Source organism: Pseudomonas putida (genome assembly GCF_028682635.1).
Taxonomy (GTDB): domain Bacteria; phylum Pseudomonadota; class Gammaproteobacteria; order Pseudomonadales; family Pseudomonadaceae; genus Aquipseudomonas; species Aquipseudomonas putida_AE.
This window is the reverse complement of the sequence record NZ_JANHLK010000021.1, coordinates 43172-65028: the sequence shown is the minus strand read 5'-3', so window position 1 is coordinate 65028 and position 21857 is coordinate 43172. Positions and strand designations below refer to the sequence as shown.

General features: G+C 60.3%; 20 protein-coding genes. 6 read left to right on the top strand and 14 right to left on the bottom strand.

Annotated features, from left to right (window positions below):
* Positions 1-9: 9 nt before the first annotated feature.
* Entirely contained in the window at positions 10-339 is a 330-nt protein-coding gene (locus NPS56_RS22930; protein WP_274076742.1) for a hypothetical protein, read from the bottom strand.
* Between the two features lie 230 nt (positions 340-569).
* Complete coding sequence (locus tag NPS56_RS22925) at positions 570-866, bottom strand: hypothetical protein (RefSeq protein ID WP_274076741.1); 297 nt, start codon at positions 864-866, stop codon at positions 570-572.
* 187 nt (positions 867-1053) lie between these two features.
* On the opposite strand from NPS56_RS22925, the gene NPS56_RS22920 reads away from it, so the two are divergent.
* Both NPS56_RS22920 and NPS56_RS22915 read left to right on the top strand, forming a co-directional pair.
* The gene (locus tag NPS56_RS22920; RefSeq protein WP_274076740.1) at positions 1054-1500 is read left to right on the top strand and encodes a GNAT family N-acetyltransferase; all 447 of its coding nucleotides are present in this window, start codon (positions 1054-1056) and stop codon (positions 1498-1500) included.
* A gap of 274 nt (positions 1501-1774) precedes the next feature.
* Entirely contained in the window at positions 1775-2065 is a 291-nt protein-coding gene (locus NPS56_RS22915) for a hypothetical protein (RefSeq protein WP_274076739.1), read from the top strand.
* Positions 2066-2079: 14 nt separating this feature from the next.
* Here the strand turns inward: NPS56_RS22915 and NPS56_RS22910 are convergent, their stop codons facing one another.
* Positions 2080-2568 carry an Lrp/AsnC family transcriptional regulator gene (locus NPS56_RS22910; RefSeq protein ID WP_274076738.1) on the bottom strand — a complete coding sequence of 163 codons (489 nt, stop codon included), beginning with the start codon at positions 2566-2568 and terminating at the stop codon, positions 2080-2082.
* Positions 2569-2699: 131 nt separating this feature from the next.
* Between NPS56_RS22910 and NPS56_RS22905 the strand changes: the two genes are divergently transcribed.
* Positions 2700-4145, top strand: coding sequence for an L-lactate permease (locus NPS56_RS22905; protein ID WP_274076737.1), 1446 nt, complete (start codon positions 2700-2702; stop codon positions 4143-4145).
* Between the two features lie 51 nt (positions 4146-4196).
* Here the strand turns inward: NPS56_RS22905 and NPS56_RS22900 are convergent, their stop codons facing one another.
* A complete protein-coding gene (locus NPS56_RS22900) occupies positions 4197-4562 on the bottom strand; it encodes a KGG domain-containing protein (protein ID WP_274076736.1) in 366 nt (121 codons plus the stop codon).
* 253 nt (positions 4563-4815) lie between these two features.
* Between NPS56_RS22900 and NPS56_RS22895 the strand changes: the two genes are divergently transcribed.
* Positions 4816-5373, top strand: coding sequence for an ATP-dependent Clp protease proteolytic subunit (locus NPS56_RS22895; protein WP_274076735.1), 558 nt, complete (start codon positions 4816-4818; stop codon positions 5371-5373).
* A 36-nt stretch (positions 5374-5409) separates the two neighbouring features.
* On the opposite strand, the gene NPS56_RS22890 is transcribed toward NPS56_RS22895, so the two are convergent.
* From NPS56_RS22890 to NPS56_RS22870, 5 genes are all read right to left on the bottom strand, one after another.
* A complete protein-coding gene (locus tag NPS56_RS22890) occupies positions 5410-6726 on the bottom strand; it encodes an MFS transporter (RefSeq protein WP_274076734.1) in 1317 nt (438 codons plus the stop codon).
* Between the two features lie 187 nt (positions 6727-6913).
* Positions 6914-7969 carry an Ldh family oxidoreductase gene (locus tag NPS56_RS22885; RefSeq protein WP_274076733.1) on the bottom strand — a complete coding sequence of 352 codons (1056 nt, stop codon included), beginning with the start codon at positions 7967-7969 and terminating at the stop codon, positions 6914-6916.
* A gap of 16 nt (positions 7970-7985) precedes the next feature.
* Positions 7986-9566, bottom strand: coding sequence for an aldehyde dehydrogenase (NADP(+)) (locus tag NPS56_RS22880; RefSeq protein ID WP_274076732.1), 1581 nt, complete (start codon positions 9564-9566; stop codon positions 7986-7988).
* A 34-nt stretch (positions 9567-9600) separates the two neighbouring features.
* Positions 9601-11148, bottom strand: a complete 1548-nt coding sequence (locus NPS56_RS22875; RefSeq protein ID WP_274076731.1) for a UxaA family hydrolase — start codon at positions 11146-11148, stop codon at positions 9601-9603.
* 147 nt (positions 11149-11295) lie between these two features.
* Positions 11296-12243, bottom strand: coding sequence for a LysR family transcriptional regulator (locus tag NPS56_RS22870; protein ID WP_274076730.1), 948 nt, complete (start codon positions 12241-12243; stop codon positions 11296-11298).
* A 101-nt stretch (positions 12244-12344) separates the two neighbouring features.
* Here NPS56_RS22870 and NPS56_RS22865 point away from each other — a divergent pair, with 101 nt between their 5' ends.
* Positions 12345-13670, top strand: coding sequence for an L-fuconate dehydratase (locus NPS56_RS22865; RefSeq protein WP_274076729.1), 1326 nt, complete (start codon positions 12345-12347; stop codon positions 13668-13670).
* Positions 13671-14222: 552 nt separating this feature from the next.
* On the opposite strand, the gene NPS56_RS22855 is transcribed toward NPS56_RS22865, so the two are convergent.
* From NPS56_RS22855 to NPS56_RS22845, 3 genes are read right to left on the bottom strand one after another with little or no spacing between them, the layout of a single operon-like run.
* Positions 14223-15524, bottom strand: a complete 1302-nt coding sequence (locus NPS56_RS22855; protein ID WP_274076728.1) for a c-type cytochrome — start codon at positions 15522-15524, stop codon at positions 14223-14225.
* Positions 15525-15537: 13 nt separating this feature from the next.
* Positions 15538-17322, bottom strand: a complete 1785-nt coding sequence (locus tag NPS56_RS22850) for a GMC family oxidoreductase (RefSeq protein WP_274076727.1) — start codon at positions 17320-17322, stop codon at positions 15538-15540.
* Between the two features lie 2 nt (positions 17323-17324).
* Positions 17325-18062 (bottom strand): gluconate 2-dehydrogenase subunit 3 family protein, encoded by a 738-nt coding sequence (locus tag NPS56_RS22845; protein ID WP_274076726.1) that lies wholly within the window; start codon positions 18060-18062, stop codon positions 17325-17327.
* Positions 18063-18304: 242 nt separating this feature from the next.
* Here NPS56_RS22845 and NPS56_RS22840 point away from each other — a divergent pair, with 242 nt between their 5' ends.
* Complete coding sequence (locus NPS56_RS22840; protein ID WP_274076725.1) at positions 18305-19270, top strand: endonuclease; 966 nt, start codon at positions 18305-18307, stop codon at positions 19268-19270.
* 68 nt (positions 19271-19338) lie between these two features.
* Here NPS56_RS22840 and NPS56_RS22835 read toward each other — a convergent pair whose 3' ends face one another.
* Both NPS56_RS22835 and NPS56_RS22830 read right to left on the bottom strand, forming a co-directional pair.
* The gene (locus NPS56_RS22835; protein WP_274076724.1) at positions 19339-20664 is read right to left on the bottom strand and encodes an LLM class flavin-dependent oxidoreductase; all 1326 of its coding nucleotides are present in this window, start codon (positions 20662-20664) and stop codon (positions 19339-19341) included.
* A 13-nt stretch (positions 20665-20677) separates the two neighbouring features.
* Entirely contained in the window at positions 20678-21625 is a 948-nt protein-coding gene (locus NPS56_RS22830; RefSeq protein WP_274076723.1) for an ABC transporter substrate-binding protein, read from the bottom strand.
* Positions 21626-21857 lie beyond the last annotated feature (232 nt).

Sequence of the window (21857 nt, the reverse complement as noted above, 5' to 3'; positions counted from 1 at the left end):
CCCGACATTTCAGTTCTTCGGCCGTTCGGTGCCTATTAGCTTGTTGCATAGGTCGCAGGAGAGTTGATCAAGGGCCAACAACGCCTCGAAGGTCTTTTTATTGACTTGCCCCCCCTCCTCTTGGCTTTCGATATAATGAGATATCGCAGAAAGGTGCTCTAGGGCAGAAAGAACGAAGTCTTGGGCTACTTGGTTCGCAATGTCTTCCGAATACGCTGTACTGACCGCCTTCGAAATGGATTTGCGTTTAGGCTTTACGATTTTTTCAATGAAATCCTCGATCAGGAACCGCGCCTTGAGAAGGATCGAAATACCACTTCTCCCAGAACCACCGGCCATTTCATTTCCCCTAGCAGATAAGGACTTCTATTACTTATAGTACAAAACTCTGGCTCTGCAAGCGGGCAGTAAAACTCACATCGTGGGCGGCCACATTAACCGTAGTGGTCGACATCTGCGCGCAAAGCGCGCAGAAGAAAGAGCTTCGTCGCTACGTCCGGGCAGGAACTCTATAGGCAGTGGGGAGTGAATCGAGACCTTCAGATTGAGCTCTCTCAATCCATCCGCTCTCACTTGTGGATTTTTCCATCCAGTGCACGAAGTGTTACTAATATTGAAACCGGCAGCGACTGCTCCTGCGCAGGCTCGTATGCGCGAAGGACGATCGATGCTTGCAGTCCCCACTGATCCACATCCACACCATTAGGGACCTTGGCACGATGAACCTTTATCGGTGACCACTTGCTTCCATGCTCAACTTGAGCTGACTCATAACCGCTCTGACCCTCCTCTCCCTCCATGGGCACCATTCCCTTGATGGTGTTGCCATCCACTCTTCCAGAACTGAGTTCGATGTTAGCTCGCACGTACTCACTTCCAGCACTCGGGTCCAGTGGGAGGCATAGGCAGCAGTGATAATGATTTCCCCCGGCCAATTTCAACCATTGCTGACCGGCAGCTATGGGTCGATAACTGCCACTTGCATCTCTCATAGAGTGCACACGAAGATCCTCGACCAGTCAAAACGGTTTCACACCGAATCAAGGCGGATGCATGAAACAAGTCAACATTCATCAGATCACGCACCTGCCGCCACAGATTCAAGTCTTGGAAAAAGAGGCAGTTGGAGAGGGTTTCAGGTTTCTCACTCGGCTGATTGCCGACTGGCACTGCGGAGCGAATCGCTTCGATGCACCCGGAGAATGCCTTATGGCGGCGTATTTCAACCAGCAACTGATAGGCATCGGAGGCCTTTCAGTTGATCCATATGGCGAGACTAATACGGCAAGGCTGCGACGGGTTTACGTCGCAGCTTCTTCAAGGGGACAACACGTGGGTCAAACGCTAGTAAAAGCGCTGGTTGCACATGCCACTCTTCGCTTTCAGAACGTGCGTCTCTCCACCGATACGTCCGAAGGAGACGCGTTTTACCTGCACTGCGGTTTCATGCGAACAGAGGATGTCCATGCTACTCATATCATGCTGCTAGGCGACACCTGATTCAGTCTATCGGCCAGAAGCGGGCGTACGCGGCGCGAGCCTGGTTGCTGCCCCTAATCGGTCTCTATCATCCTGAAGTACATTACGGGTCGATTGGTGCCGTTCACGACGGGCACCGCACCAATCTGCAAAAAGCACCCGGTGGTCGTTGCATTTCGCTTGTCGCCGGCGTGTGGCTAAGCTTAATGAATCGGGGTGAATTGACACTTGGGTGAGCGCACCCATCAGCGGATCTGGATAGCCATCAAGACGGTGCTCCCCGAAGGAGACGACCATGTATGCGGTTATAAGAACCTACCTGGGTGCTGGAGCAAAGCAGCTTTTCGAGCGATTGGAAGAGCGCCAAACCGACGTCGAAGCTGCCCTGCGGAAAGTACCTGGCCTGGTCAGCTACACACTGCTCAATACCGGTGATGGCGGTACGGCGGTGACTGTTTGCACGGACAAGGCCGGCAGCGATGCAAGCTTGAAAGTCGCGCGGGAATGGATTCAGAAAAATGCATCGGATATTCACGCGCAGCCGCCGATCGTGACGGAAGGTCCGGTCATTGTGCAGATCACATAACGCTTGACCAGCTGTTACCCAGGCACGCTCGGCACCGCCATCCCGACCTTCACCCGATCCAGGGCCACAATGGTCTTGAACCAGGTCACGTTGGGATTTTCGGCAAACAATCGCCGCGCCAGGGCCTGGTACTCCTGCATGCTGGTTACGGTCAGCACCAGGACGAAATCCACTTCGCCGGTGACGTAGTAGCACTGCTGGACTTCGGGCACCGCGAAGTGCGCTTTCATCGCCTCCAGCGCCTCGATACTGGTGCGCTCGGTCATCACTTCCACGATGATGGTGATCGGCCTTCCTACCGCGGTGGGATCGACGATGGCGACGTTGCCCGTAATCACGCCCCTCTCCTCCATCCGCTTGATACGGCGCTGAACAGCGGCCGTGGAAAGATTGACCTGTTCGGCCATCAGGCGCAGCGGTGTGGTGTTGTCGCGCTGGACCAGGTTGAGGATGGCACGGTCGAATTTGTCCAGGGATTCAGATGCAACGTCGAGTTTTGCCATGGTCAGTCCGCGAGAAAATTTCTCGAAAACTAGCAGAAAACAGCACCCCTTTATCTAGCCACGAGAAATATTATCTTGCTGGCAGGCCGCATGGGCAGCCTGGTTGGAGACTCACACAAGGATCGTCTGGCATGCTCGCACTGTTTCATCTTTCCCCTGTGCTGTTGGTGACGGCCATGCTCGTGGTGCTGCGCCGGCCGCCCGTTCACGCCGCAATGGCAGGCACCCTGCTGGTGATGGTGCTCTGGCTGGCCGGTGCTGCCGACGCGTGGCGCCCGGACAGCGTGCTGGCTGCCGCTCGAGACACCGCCGTGCTGTTTGCCAGTACCGCGTTCGTGATCGTGCCGGGTCTGGCCTTCGTGATTTTCATCGAGCGCCTGGGGGTCAACCTGGCGCTGAGCCAATGGGTGCGTTCACTGGGGCTGGGACGCGGCGACCAGGTCGTGTTCATCGTGCTCGGGCTGGCGCCGCTACTGGAGGCAATGACCGGTTTTGGCGTGTCATTGATCGCCACGGTCCCCCTGCTACTCAGCCTTTTTGAGCGCCGGGTCGCGCTACGAATAGCGCTGACCGGCATGGCGATCATGCCGTGGGGAACCCTGGGCCTGGCCTCGGTCATTGGCGCGTCCCTGGCACATTTGGACGCATCCGCGCTGGCTGCGACCTCGGCCTTGATCAGCGCGCCGGTGTTTTTCGGCCTCAGTGCGCTGGCCCTGTATCTGGCAGGCGTTCGCGAGCCGCGTGAATGGCGGACACTGGGCGTTTTCTGGCTGCTGTTCGTGGCGGTGCTCTACAGTGCCAGCCGCTGGTTCGGGCCGGAGGTGGCGGGCGTTGCGGCGGGGCTGGTGACGGCAGTTGCCGTGCTCGCTTGCGGGCTGTGGCGCCTGCGCCGCAGCGATGGCGAACGTGGCTCGGTGCAATGGCCGCGTCAGGCCTGGCCGTACCTGCTGTTGATTGCCTACATCGTCGGCTTGAAACTGCTCTGGAGCCTAACCGCCTGGCAGGATAGCTGGATCGTCCAGGGCAGCCAGGTCACCTGGAAACCCCTCGCCTCACCGGGTGTGGCACTGATTCTGGTGCTGATCGGGCTGGGATTTCACACGCGCAGTGCACAACGCCAGACGGGGCTGCCTGCTGCGTTGGTCGCGCGGGTGAAGCGGCCATTGCTGACCATCTTCTTCTTTCTGGCGATGTCGCAGATGATGGTGAAGGCCGGTTTCCTGGCGGGGCTGATGCAACTGTTGGCGGGCCTGTCGCCCACCGCCGCGACCTCTTTGGTTGCCATGCTCGGGGCGCTGTCAGGCTACATGACCGGCTCGAATGTCGGCGGCAACGCGATCTTCATGCCGGCCATTGCGATGCTGCCCGAGTCTTCCCGCCTGTTGCTGGCCGCGGTACAAAACAGCGCGGCCGGGCATGCGGCGCTGGGCTCGCTGTCGATCGTCATGCTGATTCTGGGACTGGCTAAAACCCAGGCCCGAGAAGAAGGCGAACTGGTAAGGTTTGGTTTCGCGCTGGTCTGTCTTAATACCGCGTTGGTGGCATTGGGCGCAGGGTTGCTGAGTGCATGGTTTTAAAAGCATAACGAATCAAGCCCCGAAGATCCGGGGCTTGATGGTCAGACGGTATCAGGACTTACGTCCCCCGCCTCCACTCATATCATCATCCTTGCGTCCCATTCCAGTGGACTTGTCACGGTCATCGGCAGTATTGCTGCCGCGTCCGCTGCCTTGCCCGCCGGTGGACGATTGATCAGCCTTGTTGGCTTGTTGTCCGCCTGAAGCCTGGCCACCTTTTTGGCCTGGTTTGTTCATGTTTTCCTTGTCGTCGGCCCATTCGCCTCCGCGGTTGGTTCCCTGCCCGCCTCCGGCCATGCGATCGCTGTCACGCGATGGTTGTCCGCCGGAAGCCTGACCGCCTTTTTTGCCGGCATCAGCCGCCTTGTCCCGATCAGTGGAAAGATTGCCGGGATTTTTATTTCCTGTATTGGCCATTTCTATTCACCTCTGCATCGTTAGTACGAGCGTGGGCTCGTATACGTCGGAGGATGAGTAAAACAGAAAGTTTGAACCGAATTACGTTGCTCGCGACGAGTGGATTCGGGCGTTTGGTTCCATTAAAAATGCACGCAGACGATGGACGGCGGGAACCTGATGGGGAGGCGATTTGCGAAGGTTTCCGGATCACCCGCTCGATGTTTACTAGACTTGAGGTGTCCTTCATGCCTCACACCCAGGTAGTCAATCGATGACTGAACACATCGTGCATTTTCACTGCCAGATCGATCAGGGAACCACCGAGCGCTTCCGCGACTGTTGCCTGGAAGCCATCGACCAGGGTGCCACCTCGCTTCTGCTCAATCTGTCCACGAGCGGGGGCAGCACCAACTTTGGCTTCACCCTTTACACCTTCCTCAAGTCATTGCCGGTACCGCTCTGCGCAATCAACGCGGGCAACATCGAGTCCATGGGCATCATCATGTTCCTGGCGGCCGGGCGCCGCATCACCTCGCCCCACTCACGCTTCCTGATCCACCCGATGAACTGGTACTTCAGCCAGAAATCGGTGGACCACCAGCGCCTGCGTGAATACCTGTCGAGCCTGGACAACGACCTGGCGCGCTACGTGCAGATCTACAACATCGAAACGGCTGACGCCGAGACCAAGCTGGATATTTTCCATTGCCTTTCAGCGGAAGAAAAAGTCATCGCCGCGCACGAATCCCTGGCCTATGGCATTGCCCATGAGATGAAGCAGATGATGTTCGCCGATGACGTCAAACACTGGAAAGTCAGTGGTGGATGACCCGGGCGATGATGGCTTCATCGCCCGTGCCCCCTCTTATTCAGTCACCGCTGCCAGGTGCTCCGCAGCCGGCTCGGCACTGCCGATCGGCGCGTTGAGCAGCAGGAAGTACGCCAGGGCCGAACACAGCGCCACCACCGCACTGATCATGAACGCCGTGTTGAACGATCCCGAGTACTGGATGCTGAAGCCGGTGACGATCGGCGCGACGGAACCGGCGATGTAGCCGCCGAAGTTCTGGATCGAACCGAAAGAAGCTACACGGCGGCTGTCGACGATGGTGTTGACGATCATCCAGGCCGTGGCGCTGGCCATATTGATGCTGAACAGCGCCAGGCACAGCAGGATGATGCAACCGGTGAGGCCGGTGACATACGACAGGGGCAAGGTGAACAGCGCGGCGAGCACCAGGCCGGTGATCACACCGAACTTGCGGCTTGCGAGGATGCTCATGCCTCGGCGCACCAGCATGTCGCAGAAACGCCCGGCCACGATGGTGCCGACCGCGCCAAAACCATAGGCCAGCGACACCAGCCACGCGGTCTTGTAGAGGTTCATGCCGTGCTCGCGCTCGAAGTAACCGGGCAGCCAGGTCAGGTGCAGCCACAGCATGTAGATCACGCCCATGAAGCCCAGGACTGCGCCCCAGGTGCTGCGGTGCTTGAACAGGTCGAGCCAGCCGGCGAAGTAGGACACCTTCGGCGCCTGGGCATCGGCGGCCTGCACACGCGGCTGTTTCTCGGTAGGCAACGGCTTGCCTTCAGCCGCCAGCTCGGCCAGGTACTGCGCCTTGCTCTTGTAGAAGGTCAACCAGCACAGGGCCAGAACGATACCGATCGCACCGGTGATGATGAACATGCCGCGCCAGCCGAAGTTGACCATGAACAGCGTCAGCAACGGCGGCGCCAGGCATGGGCCCAGGCAGGTCGACGACCAGACGATGCCGGTCGGGGTCCCGCGCTCATTGGCATCGAACCATTCGGACAGGGCCTTGGCCGCCGAGGGGAACATCGGTGCCTCGCCAATCCCCAGCAACACCCGCAGGCCCATGAAGCCGGCAAAGCTGTTGACCATGCCGAAGGTCGACTGCGCCACCGACCAGGCCAGCAAGGACGCGCCCAAGGCGATCTTGCTGCCCAGCCGGTCGATGATCAGGCCCATCGGCAATTGCGCAAACGCATAAGCGATGGAGAACGCCGACAACAGGATGCCCATTTGCGAGGGGCTGATCATCATGTCCTTCTGGATCGAGGTGTTGGCGATCGACAGCGCACTACGGTCCAGGTAGTTGACGATGCCGATCAATAGCAGGAAGACAACGGTGATGCTTTGGTACTTCTTCAGTGGGGTCATCTGATGGCCTTTATTATTGTTATTGAAGCGGTTGCAATGCCGGGGCGATCCATTCACCGGTGATGCGCTCTTGTGTTTTTTTGTAGGAGCGAGCTTGCTCGCGATGGTCGTTAACGATGACGCGTGTTTTCTGATTAAACGCGTCGTTCTCAAGTTCTTCGCGAGCAAGCTCGCTCCTACAAGGGAATCAGGTTAGGGCTGGCAGTTGCAACTGCGCGGCCGTCTGGTTGAGGTCGTCGAGCAACTTCTGCGACAGGCCCACGCCTTCGTCCAAGGCCTGTTCACGCAACTTCAGGCCGGCCTGGCCCGGCAGGCGCACCGGGCGCTGGGGGTCGACCGCACGACTGCCCAGTATCAGCTTGCTGAGGAACGAGGTTTCGTCGGTGAAGGCTTCCAGCCCGCCGAAGAAGCGCGGGTCGATCACCACGGTCGTGGCCGAGGCGCCCCACTGCTGCGGGCCGTCCTTGCGCCCGTGACCGGCGAGGCCCGAGGTCAGGGCCTCGACCAGGATCGCCAGGGCAAAACCCTTGTGCCCGAAGGCCTGGCCGCCCAGGGGCAGGATGCTGCCCGGCGGGGTGCTGAAAAAATCGACCGGGGCGTCGCTCACCTGGCCTTCGTTGCTCATCAGCACCGGGTGCGGCAGGTTGCTGCCGGCGTCGCGGCATTGACCGACCAGGGCCAGGGTCACGGTGGACATGCTGACATCCAGCAGGATCGGTGCGCCCCGGGTCGGGATGCCGGCGGCGATCGGGTTCGGGGTGTAGATCGGGTCGATGCCGCCATGGGCGCACACCACCCCGACGGACGGGTCCGAGGAGTAGACCATGGCGATAAGGCCACGGTCGGTGAAGGGTTTCAAGTAAGCGGCCAGGCAACCGATGTGCGCGGCACGGCGCACCACGGCGATACCGATGCCCTGCGCTGTGGCGCCCTTGGCCGCGCTGTCCAGGGCACGGCTGACACAATAAGGACCGAGCACGTAGTGGCCATCGAACAGGCTGGAAATACCGCTGTCGGACACCTGTTCGAGGTTCTCGGCCCTGGCCTTGACCTGGCCGCTGAGCATGCCGCCGATGTAGCGGCTGACCAGGTTGAGGCCGTGGGTGCGATGGCCCAGCAGTTCGCCTTCGAGCAGCACCCGCGTCACCACCTGGGCGACCTCGGCATCGGCTCCGGCTTTTTCAAACAGTTGCTCGACAAACGCGGTCAGCGTTGGCGCGGCGTAGCGTTTGGCTTCATTCATAGATGCTGCTCCCGGATCAATTCAACGCCGCGGTGGTGTGCTTGCCATCGACCAGGCGCTGCAGGCCCAGCGGGTTGGCATTCTTCAAGGCATCGGGCAGCAACGCATCGGGCACGTTCTGGTAGCACACCGGGCGCAGGAAACGATCGATCGCCAGGGTGCCGACCGAGGTGCCGCGGGCATCGGAGGTGGCCGGGTAAGGGCCGCCGTGGACCATGGCATCGCACACCTCGACACCGGTCGGGTAACCGTTGAGCAACACCCGGCCGACCTTCACTTCCAGCGCGCCGAACAGCTCACCAAAGACAGTGAGGTCATCGTCGTCGACCAGCAGCGTGGCCGTGAGCTGGCCGCGCAAGGCAGCGACGGCGCGCAGTAGCTCAGCCTTGTCCGCCGCTTGGACCACCACCGTGCAAGGGCCGAACACCTCCTCCTGAAGCAATTCATCCTGTTCCAGCAACAGGCTGATGTCGGCCTCGAACAGTTGCGGCTGCGCCTGGTTGCCCGCTTGCGACAGGCCGCTCAAATGCTTGATGCCCGAGTGCGCCCGCAACGCCTGCAAGCCTTTGCCGTAACTGTTCAGGGTGCCTGGATTGAGCATGGTTTGCGGCGCCTGTTCGGCCATGTGCCCGGTCAGTTGCTCGATGAAGGCGCTGAACGCTGGCGAGCGAATACCCAGCACCAGCCCGGGGTTGGTGCAGAACTGGCCACAGCCCTGCACCACCGAGGCGGTCAGCTCCCGGGCCATTGCCGCGCTGCGGTTGGCCAGGGCCTGGGGCAGGACCAGCACCGGGTTGATGCTCGACATCTCGGCAAACACCGGGATCGGTTGCGGCCTGGCTGCCGCCATGTCACACAGGGCACGGCCGCCTTTCAGCGAGCCGGTAAAGCCCACCGCCTGTATGCCCGGGTGCTTGACCAACGCCTCTCCGACGCCGGCACCGAAGATCATGTTGAACACGCCGGCCGGCATGCCCGTGCGCTCGGCCGCACGAATCAGCGCCTCTGCCACCCGCTCGGCGGTGGCCATGTGGCCGCTATGGGCCTTGAAGACGACCGGGCAACCGGCGGCCAGGGCGGCGGCGGTATCACCACCCGCGGTGGAAAACGCCAGCGGGAAGTTGCTGGCGCCGAACACCGCCACCGGGCCGACGCCGATGCGGTACTGACGCAGATCCGGGCGTGGCAAGGGGGTGCGTGCCGGCAGCGCCTGGTCGATGCGTGCGCCGTAAAAATCACCCCGGCGCAGCACCTGGGCAAACAGGCGCATCTGGCCACTGGTACGCCCGCGCTCACCCTGGATACGGGCGCTCGGCAGCGCCGTCTCCTGACAGGTCAGGGCGATGAAATCTTCGCCCAGTGCATCGAGCTCGTCGGCGATTGCTTCCAGGAATTCGGCTCGGCGTACCGCCGGCAGCGTGCGAAACGAGGCAAACGCCGCGCTCGCCGCCGCCACCGCGGCATCGACTTCCGCCAGGGTGGCCTGATGGAAAGCGCCTGGGAGGTGTTCGCCGGTGTGGGCGTCGATGCTGTAGACCAGGGTATCGCCCAGCGCACTGCGCTGGCCGGCAATGAAGTTGTATCCGGAAAATTGCATGGTGTTCGCCTTGTGAAAGTTGCGGGGCTGTCAGTCAGGTCACGGCGCCGATCTGCCAGGGCACGAATTCGTTCTGCCCATAGCCGTGTTGTTCGCTCTTGCTGCGTTCGCCGGAAGCGATTCGCAGCATCTGCGCGAAGATGTAGGCGCCGCGCTCTTCGATGCTGGTGGAACCGTCGGCAATGCCGCCGCAGTTCACGTCCATGTCTTCTTCCTGGTGCTCGAACACCCGGTTGTTGGTGGCCAGCTTGATCGAAGGTGCGGGCGCGCAGCCGTAGGCCGAGCCCCGGCCGGTGGTGAAGGCGATCAGGTTGGCGCCACCGGCGACTTGCCCGGTGGCCGAGACCGGGTCGTAGCCCGGGGTGTCCATGAACACCAGGCCCTTGGCCCGGACCGCTTCGGCGTACTGGTAGACATCCACCAGGTTGCTGGAGCCGGCCTTGGCCACCGCCCCCAGGGATTTTTCGAGAATGGTGGTCAGGCCCCCGGCCTTGTTACCGGCCGAAGGGTTGTTGTTCAGTTCGGCGTTCATGCGCCGGCAGTAGTCTTCCCACCAGTGGATGCGCGCGATGAGTTTCTCCCCCACTTCGCGGCTCACGGCCCGGCGCGTGAGCAAATGTTCGGCGCCATAGATCTCCGGGGTCTCGGACAGGATCGCGGTGCCACCGGCCGCCACCAGGCGATCGACCGCATTGCCCAGCGCCGGGTTGGCGGTGATGCCGGAGTAACCGTCCGAGCCGCCGCACTGCAGGCCGACGATCAGGTGGCGTGCGCTGACCGGTTCGCGTTGCACCTGGTTGGCATTGGGCAGCAAGGCCTTGACCTGCTCGATGCCACTGGCGATGGTTTTCGAAGTGCCGCCGATGCCCTGGATGGTGAAGGCGCGCAACTGGTCGCTGGCCGTAAGCCCCTGGGTTTCCAGCAGGCTTTCGATCTGGTTGGTTTCACAGCCCAGGCCAATGATCAGCACCGCGGCAAAATTGGGGTGAACAGCGTAGCCGCCGAGTGTGCGGCGCAACAGGCCCAGGGCTTCGCCGCTGGGGTCTACTGCGCAACCGGCACCGTGGGTCAGCGCCACCACACCATCGATGTTCGGGAAGGCGGCCAGTGCTTCGGGGTGGATGTCGCGACGAAAGTGATCGGCCACGGCCCGGGCGACGGTCGCCGAGCAGTTCACCGACGTGAGAATGCCGACATAGTTGCGCGTCGCCACGCGGCCATCGGCCCGCACGATGCCCTGGAACACGGCTTCGGAGGCTGGCGATACATGGGCGTCCACGCCGAAGGCATAGTCACGGGCAAAGTCGCCCATCTCCACATTGTGTACGTGCACGTGGTCGCCGGCTTCGATGGGCTGTGAGGCAAAACCGATGATCTGCCCGTAACGACGCAGGGGCTGGCCCTGCTCCACGCGCTGGGTAGCGACTTTGTGCCCGGAGGGAATCGGCTGGCGCACGGTGACGGCTTCGGCTTCCAGGTTCAGGCCTTCAGGCAGGACCTGTCGGGCGATCACTACGTTGTCCAAGGGGTTGAGGCGAATCACGGCAGGGTCGCCGGTCCGTGTACTGGCTATCAGTTGCATGGGACCTCTCAGGGTATAGCGGCCGACTTCTTGTTATGGCGTCACCCTTTCTGTGGAGGGTGAATCTGCGCCAACTGTAAGGAGCCAACCCCAGGATTCCCAATGAGATGATCCGATCAACTGATAACCAAACGTTATCACTTCGACCTATTGCGCCCTGAAATAGTCGAGCAATCTAGTGAGCACCACTGACTTGGGTCGCGACCCCAAGGTCAGCAGGCCAATGTTGGCCATGGAGATCGGCAATTCGACCGGCAGGACAGTGACCATGCCATAGCGCGCATAATGCTCGGCCACGTCGTTGGGCACCACTGCGATCATGTCCGAGGCTTCGAGCATCGCCGTGGTGGCCAGGATCGAGGCGGTTTCCACAATATCCAGCGCCTGCACCATGCCGCCGGCCTGCAGGGCACTTTCCACCCGACGACGCATGGGGCTGCCCATGGGGTGCAGGATCCAGGTCTGGGTGATCAGGTCGGCCAACTGCAAGGGCGCAGAACCGGCCAACGGGTGGCAGGGACGGGCAATCACGCGCATCTGCTCGCCACTGTCGAACAGCTCGATGTCCAGGCCCTGGCTATCGCTCTGATCGGGCACTCGCCCCAGCACCACATCGAAATCGCCGCGCAGCAAGGCCGGCAGCAAGGTATCGCTGGTCCCGACCTCGATGGAGATGCGCACCTTGGGGTGATCGCGCTTGTACGCCAGCACCGCCTTGGTCAGCAGCGTCGGCACCGGCCCCATCACACTGCCGACCCGCACCAGCCCCGTGGCCCCGCGCGCCAGTTCGGCGATCTGCTCCTGGGCATGCTCGAACTCACGCAGCGCACCCTGGGCGTAGCGGATCATCACCTCGCCATACAGGGTCGGCTGCATGCCGCGCGGCAAGCGGTCGAACAGGCGCACGCCCAGGCGCTCCTCCAGTTGCTGCAGCAGCAGGCTGGCGGCCGGTTGCGAGGTGTGCATCGCCGTGGCCGCCCGGCGCAGGTTGCCGCACTCGCCCAGGGCATTGAGCAAGGTGATCTGCCGGCTGGAAATTTTCAGGGCAGCAAAATTGCGCAGCTCGGGCGTCGTGGTTTCTGGCTCGACAGGCATATCAAATCCGATATCGATGCTTAGGAAATCGCGATTATGCCTGTATCGCCTGGCGATCTACAGTCGGGTCTCCCTATGGTCACCCAGAACAAGAATCCGCCATGAGCATTCGAATCACACACCTGAGCGTGCGCGACATCCGTTTCCCCACTTCCCTGTCCCTGGACGGCTCCGATGCGATGAACAGCGCGCCGGACTACTCCGCCGCCTATGTCGTGCTGCACACCGACGCCCCTGGCGGCCTGGAAGGCCATGGCCTGACCTTCACCATCGGCCGTGGCAACGAAATCTGTGTCGCGGCCGTGCAATCCCTGGCACCGCTGGTGGTCGGCCTGACCCTCGAAGACATCGTCGCCGACATGGGCGCCTTCTGGCACAATTTCACCGTGGGCGACAGCCAACTGCGCTGGCTGGGCCCGGAAAAAGGCGTGATCCACCTGGCCACCGCGGCCATCGTCAACGGGATCTGGGACCTGTGGGCCAAACACGAAGGCAAACCCGTGTGGAAGTTGCTGGCCGACATGACGCCGGAACAACTGGTGCGCTGCCTGGATTTCAGCTACGTCACCGACGTGCTCACCCCCGAAGAAGCCATCGCCCTACTGCGCCGCCAGGTGCCTGGTAAAGCCCAGCGTGAGGCGCAAATGCTCCGTGAAGGCTACCCCGGCTACACCACCGCGCCGGGCTGGCTGGGCTACAGCGAAGAAAAAATGCGCCAACTGGCGCGGTCGGCAGTCGAGGATGGCTGGACCCACATCAAGCAGAAAATCGGCGCCAACCTGGAAGACGACATCCGCCGCGCCACCATCCTGCGTGAAGAAATCGGCTGGGAACGGAGCCTGATGATGGACGCCAACCAGGTCTGGGGCGTCGACGAGTCAGTCGCCAACATGCGCCGCCTGGCCGCATTCGATCCGCTGTGGATCGAAGAGCCGACCAGCCCCGACGACATCCTCGGCCACGCCAGCATCCGCCAGCGTATCGCACCGATCGGCGTGGCCACCGGTGAGCACTGCCACAACCGGGTGATGTTCAAGCAGATGTTCCAGGCCGGCGCCCTGGACTTCTGCCAGCTGGACGCCGCCCGCCTGGGTGGGCTCAATGAAGTGTTGATCGTGTTACTGATGGCCGCCAAGTTCGACATCCCGGTCTGCCCCCATGGCGGAGGCGTCGGTTTGTGCGAGTACGTGCAGAACATCGCGCTGTTCGACTACATCGCCGTCTCGGCCTCGCTGCACAACCGGGTCCTGGAATACGTCGACCACCTGCACGAACACTTCCTCGACCCGGTGGTGATCCGCCGCGGGCGCTACATGCCGCCGCAACGGCCGGGGTACAGCATTGAAATGAGCCCTGAGACACTGGAGCGTTATCAGTATCCGGGTGGCGCGGTGTGGGTCGATTTACAGGCGCACGCGGGGACGTAAAATTCAGACGCCCAACAAAAAGGGCCCCTCTCGGGTAATGCTGTTCACTTAAGCATGGGGTTGTTAAAAACTGGATTGGGGGGATATCCATTGCTGCGGTAACGGCCACCTATGGTTTCGCCCTTGCGGCGAGTCCCTTTTTCAAACGCCAAAAAAGAACCAAAAGGCTCTTGCCCCACCACTCGGTGCCTCGCCTAGGCTCGGCATGCCCTCACTCCGGCATTGCTCCGTGGGTCGCCGCGATCAAAAGCAAAGCGAGGCGGCCTGACAGCCGACCTGGTTTCAAGTGAGCACGTTCCCCTGTAGGAGCAGCCGGTCGACGCTCGATTGCTCGCGAAAAACCTGAGAGCACCGCGGGGTGTCAGGCTCCCCGCGTCATCGTTGACCTCAATCGCGAGCAAGCTCGCTCCTACAGGTAAGAGCGAAACCATAGGTGGCCGTTACCGCAGGAATGGATATACACCTAATCCAAATATCCACCTGAAGCCCTCCAACCTAAAGTGAACAGCATTGCCCCTCTCGGGGCCCTTCGTACTCAAACCAAGACGTGCCTTACTTGCTACTCGTCAGCCCCAGGTCAACTCCAGTGGTCTGTCTCAAACCGTCAACACGCAGACTCTTCACATCGCTCGCCGTCACCGCCGCACCCTGGTTACCCCAGCTCGTCCTGATGAAAGTCACCACCGCCGCAATTTGCTCGTCTGATAATCGCCACGCAAAATCAGGCATGGTGAAGGTTGAGGGTGCCGCATGCGTCGCTGGCAATGACCCACCCTTCAGCACAATGTTGATCAGGGAAGTAGCGTCCTCAGTCTGCAGCACCGGGTTGCCGGCCAACGCAGGAAACACACGAGCGTATCCCTGGCCATCGGTTCTATGACAGGCCGCGCAATTGTCGATGTACACCGAAGCGCCGGGTTTGCTGTCGTCTCCTCGCCATAGAGCATCCGCCACCTGTTTGTCATATTGATGGGGCTTGTCGTCTGGGTCGGTGGGCGGCAGGCTTTTCAGGTATCGGGCAATCGCGCGCAGATCAGCCTCCGTCATGTATTGCATGCTGTGCTCGACCACATCACTCATGCCACCAAAGACAGCACCTCTGTCGCTACGACCGGTCTGGAGAAACAGCACCAGATCGTCTTCGCTCCAGCTCCCCAGTCCATCCTTGTGATCACCGCGAAGGTTCTTGGCGATCCAGCCTTCCAATGGCGCGCTGCCGGACAGGAACAACGGGCTCTCACTGGCACTCAGGGCCTTTTCCTGCATCGTGATTGCACGGGGTGTATGGCAGGCACCGCAATGGCCCAGGCCTTCAACGAGATAAGCGCCACGACTGACCACTGGATCTGCACCCACTGGAGCCTGATGGGTTTCAACTTTTGGGGCGAACAGTTCCCGCCAGATCGAAAGAGGCCAACGCATACTCAGGGGCCATGGAATATCGGTCTCTTTGTTTGGCTGCTCAACAGGCTCCACGCCCTTCATGAAGTACGCGTAGAGCGCTTGCATGTCGGCCGGGCTGACACGTGCGTAGGAAGGAAATGGCATGGCGGGATACAAGCTGCTGCCACTCTTGCCAATCCCATGACGCACCGCCCTGTCGAAGTCATCAAAGCTGTAGCCGCCAATTCCGCTGGCGTCAGGGGTGATGTTGGTCGAATACACCGTGCCGATTGGCGTCTCCATGCCAAGTCCGCCGGCGAAGGGTTTGCCACCCTTGGCGGTATGACAGGCAACGCAGTCACCGGCACGCGCCAGGTATTCTCCCTGTTTGATTTGGGCATCGGTGGACTCTGCAGCCCATGCAGGGAGGTTCGCGCAGAGCATCAACGCCGCGACAATTATTTTTTTCATCACGTGTCGCTCCTTATGCCTGAACCAGCGGGCCTGGGTTTTTCAAGTACTGTTCGCGAATCGCCCGTGCCGACCAGTACGTCAGGGCGGCGACAAGACCCGTGGGGTTGTAACCCAGGCCTTGAGGAAACGCTGAAGCGCCAGGGACAAAAACGTTGTGCACGTCCCAGCACTGAAGATAACGGTTGATGGCACTGGTCTTGGGGTCAGTGCCCATGATTGCGCCGCCGTTGAGGTGCGTCGTCTGATAGGAGGCCGTATTGAAATGATCCCCTACTTTCTTGCCAAGCACGGCAATGGTTTTAGGGTTCATGGCCTGGGCGATCTTGCTCATTTTTTCGACCATGAAACGATTCATTTTTATATCGTTTTCCTGCCAGTCGAACGTCATGCGCAAAAGCGGCAGCCCGTAGGCATCGCGGTAAACCGGATCCAGGTCAAGGTAGTTGCCGCGATAGGATTGATGCGCACCATGCGCGTCCATCGACACCTGATGGGTGTAGTAATCGGCGGTCGCCTTCTTCCAGCTGCTGCCCCAGGCCGGGGTGCCTGGCGGGTTCGATGTACCGGCGATTGGCCGACTCCCCGCCTGGTTGACCCACATCGGCGATCCGCCGACAAAACCGTGGGGGCCGTGATCGAAGTTATCGGCATTGAAGTCATCCACCGCCACGCCGTTGCCACCCGCACCGATAAAGTTGTTGGTGTGGGTGTCCTTGTCGAAGAAGGCCTTGATGGTGGCCATGTTCTGATAGGCAAAGTTCTTGCCCACTACCCCTTCCCCGGTCTTCGGGTCATAGGGTTTGCCAATGCCGGATAACAACATCAGGCGCACATTGTTGAATTGGAAAGCCCCAAGGATCACCAGGTCCGCCGGTTGCTCGACCTCTCGGCCTTGCGCATCGATGTAGGAGACACCCGTGGCCTTGCGCTTGCTGCTATCGAGATTGACGCGCAGCACATGGGCGTTGGTGCGTAACTCAAAGTTCGGCACTTGGCGCAGGGCTGGCAGGATATTTACGTTGGGAGAGGCCTTCGAGTACATGTAGCACACGTAACCGCTGCAGAAGCCGCAGAAATTACAAGGCCCCATCTGTGCGCCATAAGGATTGGTGTAGGGTCCCGACGTATTGGCAGAAGGCAGGTTGTAGGGTTTATAGCCAACACTGAGTGCGGCCTTCTGGAACAACTGCGCCGAGTAGGTGTTCTTCTGCGATTCCAGAGGGAAATCACTGGAACGATCCGGCGCGTAGGGATTACCGCCCTTCCCTGCACCGACCAACTGGCCTTTCACTGTCCAGGCCTGGCCAGAGGTGCCGAAGACCTTTTCGGCGAAATCGAAAAACGGCTCCAGCTCTTCGTAGGTGACGCCAAAGTCCTGGATGGTCATGTCCTTGGGAATGAAGTGCTTGCCGTAGCGCTCCTCGTAGTGGCTGCGCATCCTCAACTCGATGGGGTCGACGCGAAAATGCACGCCCGACCAATGCAGGCCCGCACCACCGACGCCTTTGCCGGGCAGGAACGCGCCAAGCTGCCGATTGGGCAACGCGACGTCATTGACGCTATGACGGATAGTCACCGTTTCCTTGGAGATGTCCTGGAACAGCTTTTTGCGCACGCTGTAGGTCAGCTCATCGATCACTTGCGGATAGTTTCCGTCCGGATAGGTGTCCTGCATGGGGCCGCGCTCCAACGCCACCACCTGCAGTCCCGCCTCGGTCAGCTCCTTGGCCATGATGGCCCCGGTCCAGCCGAAACCGACGATGACCGCATCAACCTTTTTCAATACCGTCGCCATCTTCAAGCCCTCTCGCCACGAATCGACACTGCCGGGAAGGGGTACGGCTCGTTGCGCTCGACCCAATCCATGAAATCGGCGCGAGCGCCAGGGAAACCAATCTGGGTCCAGCCGACCATCCCTTTGTTACCGCCATGAATCGGGTCGCAGAAGAATCCTTCACGGGTGTTCTGCACCATCAGGCTGAAGAATGCTTTCACCGGAAAATCATCGAAAACCACCTCTCCGGACTCCATTTTGTGGAGAATACTGTCTCGGGTAGCGCTGTCTTGCGCAGCAAAAACTTTGCCGTAAGTGGTTTTGCACCACGCGTCCGTTGTCGCGATGCCCAAACGGTAGAGTTGCTGCGGCGCCAATTGCAGTTGGTAACCCAGTTCAGGGGGAGCATCAGTCACAAATGGACCCTGCATGTACCAGAGCGCACCTGTTGCGTAGGGCGTGTTCATCTGCCGATCGATAAATTCGGCTGCTCCCGCTTCAAGTGCACCGGGGCCAAGGTCGTCGGCAGGAATAAGGCGCGATACCACCGCCTGGACGAAAGCCCACTCTTCCTTGGTGAAAAAGCTGGGCTGGTAATCGCTCGCGGGGGGTGCGATCGGCGCTTTGGCGGTCGGGGCGCTATCGGTTGCCGCCAGTGCGTTCATGCCGAAACCGGTACTGGCCACCGTCACCACGGGAATCAGGGTCAGCGTTTTGCGCAGAAAGTCCCGGCGCGGGTTGTCTTGATCTTGCTCAGACATCACAAATCCTCATCAACAATTCGGTTGGGTGGCGCATCAATCTTGTTGGTTTTTGGACGCACTGGCTGGGAAAAAGCGGGGAATATATCGACGACCGAGATAAAATGAAACCGGTTTCAGAGCAGCTTGACAGCCGGGCAGCTGCAAACATTTATCGAGGTTGCGTTTACCCGAGAAAATACTGCAGCGGCCGTCGACGTCGTGCGTACAATGCGCGCCCCTTCATAAGCTAATGTTTTCCAATGAAAAAACTGCTGTCTGTAGTAGCGCTGACCCTATCGGTAATCACCTGCGCCTTCGCAAGCCCTCCCTCGACCTTTTCCGAGGCCAAGGTCATCGCCAAGCAGAAAATCTATCTGGACCAGGCGAACAGCTCCATGGGCGAGTTGTATTGCGGCTGCAAATGGACGTGGGTGGGGAAATCAGGCGGACGTATCGATGCCGAGTCCTGTGGCCTCAAGGCCAGGAAGCAAGAGAATCGGGCAGAGCGCACTGAGTGGGAACATATCGTGCCCGCCTGGACATTCGGCAACCAACGCCAATGCTGGAAGAACGGTGGTCGAGAACACTGCGTGGACGATGATCCTGTGTTTCGCGCCATGGAAGCAGACCTGTTCAACCTCTACCCGTCCGTTGGCGAGGTGAACGGCGACCGAAGCAATTTCAACTACGGCATGGCTACCGGCGTAGCGCCGCAGTATGGGCAGTGCAAGACGCGGGTTGATTTCGATCAACGTGCTGCGGAACCCCGTGACGAGGTCAAGGGGCTGGTCGCAAGAACAACCTTCTACATGTTCGACAGGTACAAGCTGAGCATGTCCCGTCAGCAGCAACAGCTACTGATGGCCTGGGACAAGCAGTACCCGGTTTCGTCCTGGGAGAAAGAGCGGGATCGACGTATTGCAGCCATCATGGGGCACTCCAATCCATTCGTGACGGGCGAGCGTCGATGGTCGCAAGGGTATAAGGCGGTCGGTGAGGGTGTCGTCAGCGCGATGCCTGTTAATCCGCCGCGGGCAGCAGCCCAGCCGACCCTGGCGAGTACGAGCGCAGCAGGTTCGATCATTGGCAACCGCAATAGCCACATCTATCACCTCTCAATGGGGTGTCCTGGGTATGCTCAGGTGTCGACGAAAAACCAGATAACTTTTGACTCTGAATCTGCAGCCCAATCCGCGGGATATCGCAAGGCAGGAAACTGCAAGTAGCTGCGGTGACGCAAATGGCCAGTTCGGTGCGCAACACCGAGCCGGCCATTTGATACTCGATAGCGTGACTAGCGTTTGCCGCCGAATCGAGGAATCTCCAGACCCAGGCTTTCACGCAAGGTCGTACCTTCATACGCCCTGCGGTAGACACCACGCTCTTGCAGCAGCGGAATCACCTCGTTGGTAAAGCGCTTGAACTGCTCAGGGTGGCCAATGTAGATGTTGAAACCATCCACCGCCCGGGCTTCGAACCAGTCAGCCATCTTCTGCGCAACCGTGTCCGCCGAGCCGACGAAGGCACCCGGGCGCAGCTGTCGACCGAACTCTACGGCCTGGCGCAGCGTGAAACCTTTCTCACGTGCCTGATCGGCAATACGTTTGGCCGCGGTGAAAAAACTGCTGCGCGCAGACTCCAGACTCTCCTGAGGGAACGGAGCATCGAGGTCGTATTGGCTGAAGTCATGCCAACCGAAGTTGCGGCCAAATTCCTTCAGCGCGAGCTCGAAGCTATGGTCGGCCTGATGGTAGTACTGCTCGATTTCACGCGCATGTTTGTCGTTGTCACCTACATGGATTTCGGCACCGGGCATGACCAGTAACTGCTCGGGATCGCGGCCAAGTCGCTGCGCCCTGCCCTTGATATCCTGGTAGAAAGCCTGGCCCTGCTCGACGCTGGCGGCATGGGTGAAGACCACATCCGCAGTGGCGGCGCCCAGGTCGCGGCCCTGCTGCGAATCGCCGGCCTGGAAGATCACCGGCTGGCCTTGCTGTGAGCGTTGAATGTTCAGCGGGCCGACCACAGAGAAGTGTTCGCCCTGGTGATTCAGACGGTGCAGTTTGCCTGGGTCGAGAAACTGGCCCGTCGCCCTGTCGCGCACGAACGCATCCTCCTCATACGAGTGCCACAGGCCCTGGACCACCTGGACGTGTTCGGCCGCCCGGCCGTAGCGGGTGTCGTAATCATAATGTTCGTCGCGACTGTAATTGCCAGCGGTGCCGGCATCGCCGCTGGTGACGACGTTCCAGCCCGCACGGCCTTTGCTGATCAGGTCCAGTGATGCCAGGCGCCGCGCGACGTTATAGGGCGAGTTGTAGGAGGTCGTCAGCGTACCGACAAGACCGATATGTCGAGTGCTCACGGCAATCGCTGACAGCAGTGTCAACGGCTCCAGCCGATTCAGGTAGTGGGATGGCGAGCCCGGTGTGATGAACTGGCTGTCGACGATGAACATCAAGTCGAACAGTGCCGCCTCGGCCTGACGCGCAATGTCGATGTACCAGTCGACATTGACGCTGGCATCGGCGGGCAATTGAGGATCCAGCCACAGGTTGTGGCGGCCTGGCCCACCACACCCCATCGTCAGCGCGCCCAGTTTGAGCTGTCTTTTGGTCATGGCAAAAATATCCTTATTTGGCCAAGGCTGGCTGCAAGGAGGCAGCGAATGAATTGTCGAACAGGTTGGCTGCCGGGTAGGACTTGACCAGTCCCAGGCTTGCGAAAAAGTCCACGGTCTTCTGCGCCTCCACAGGAACCTGCGAGCTCAGTGGCTCGACGGTGGTTCGCGCTCGGGCAAACCAGAGACGCGCGATTTCAGCGTCAGCCCGGGTGCGTTTGGCCCAGGCATCGGCATAAGCGTTGGTATTGGCTGGATTTTGCAGCGTCCAATCACGCGCTTTCCTCAGGCGCTGGAGGAAATCACTGATTTGCGCGCGCTTGGCGTCGACGGAATTGGCGTTGGCGGCGATGAAGCTCTGGGCCGGGATCAATCCATCAGCCGTGGCCAGAATTCGCGCACCCTGGCGTTCCTGTTGCGTGACGTAGGGTTCCCAGGTAGCGATGACGTCAACCGAGCCACCGTCCAGCGCATGGGAGGCATCCAGCGCACTGAGATAACGCAAATCCAGCGAGTCTCGTGGCACACCGGCTTTATCCAGCGCGGTCAGCAGCAGCTGCTGGCTCCAGGAGCCTTTCCAAATGGCCGCGCGCTTGCCCTTCAGATCCTCAAGGCTGTGGATCGACGAATCCTTGCTCACAAGAATGGCCACACCGCCAAGACTTTGCCGGCCGACTGCAATCACCTTGATCGGTGCGCCCAATGCGCCCAGGAACAGCGCTGGCGCATCACCGAGCAGCCCGATATCGAGACTGCCGACATTGAGTGCCTCGGCGACAGGCGACCCTGCCGTGAACTGCTTCCACTCAAGGGTATAAGGCAGATCGTCAAGTACCCCCGCCGCCTCCATCACGGCCTGGGCGTTGTAACTTTGGTCACCCACCACCAGCGATTGCGCGTTCGCAGCAAGACACAGCCATGCAGCGGCCATCCCGGCCGCCAGTTTCGTCAGGTAACGCACGTTCGTCTCCAGATGCCTTTTCAGGCAAGTCAGGTCGATCCGCGCGCGCGGTCTCGGTACTATTTACAGGAATGGACGAGCCGATATGGGCTCGATAGGCATGCCGAAGCTTTTTCGCGATTACATCTGAATGCGGCCTGCTTTATACGATGAGGCCCTGACCACCTCTCGTAAAATACTCATTACGCATAACGTAATTCCATAAAAATGCAGTTTTTGCATGAATTACGAC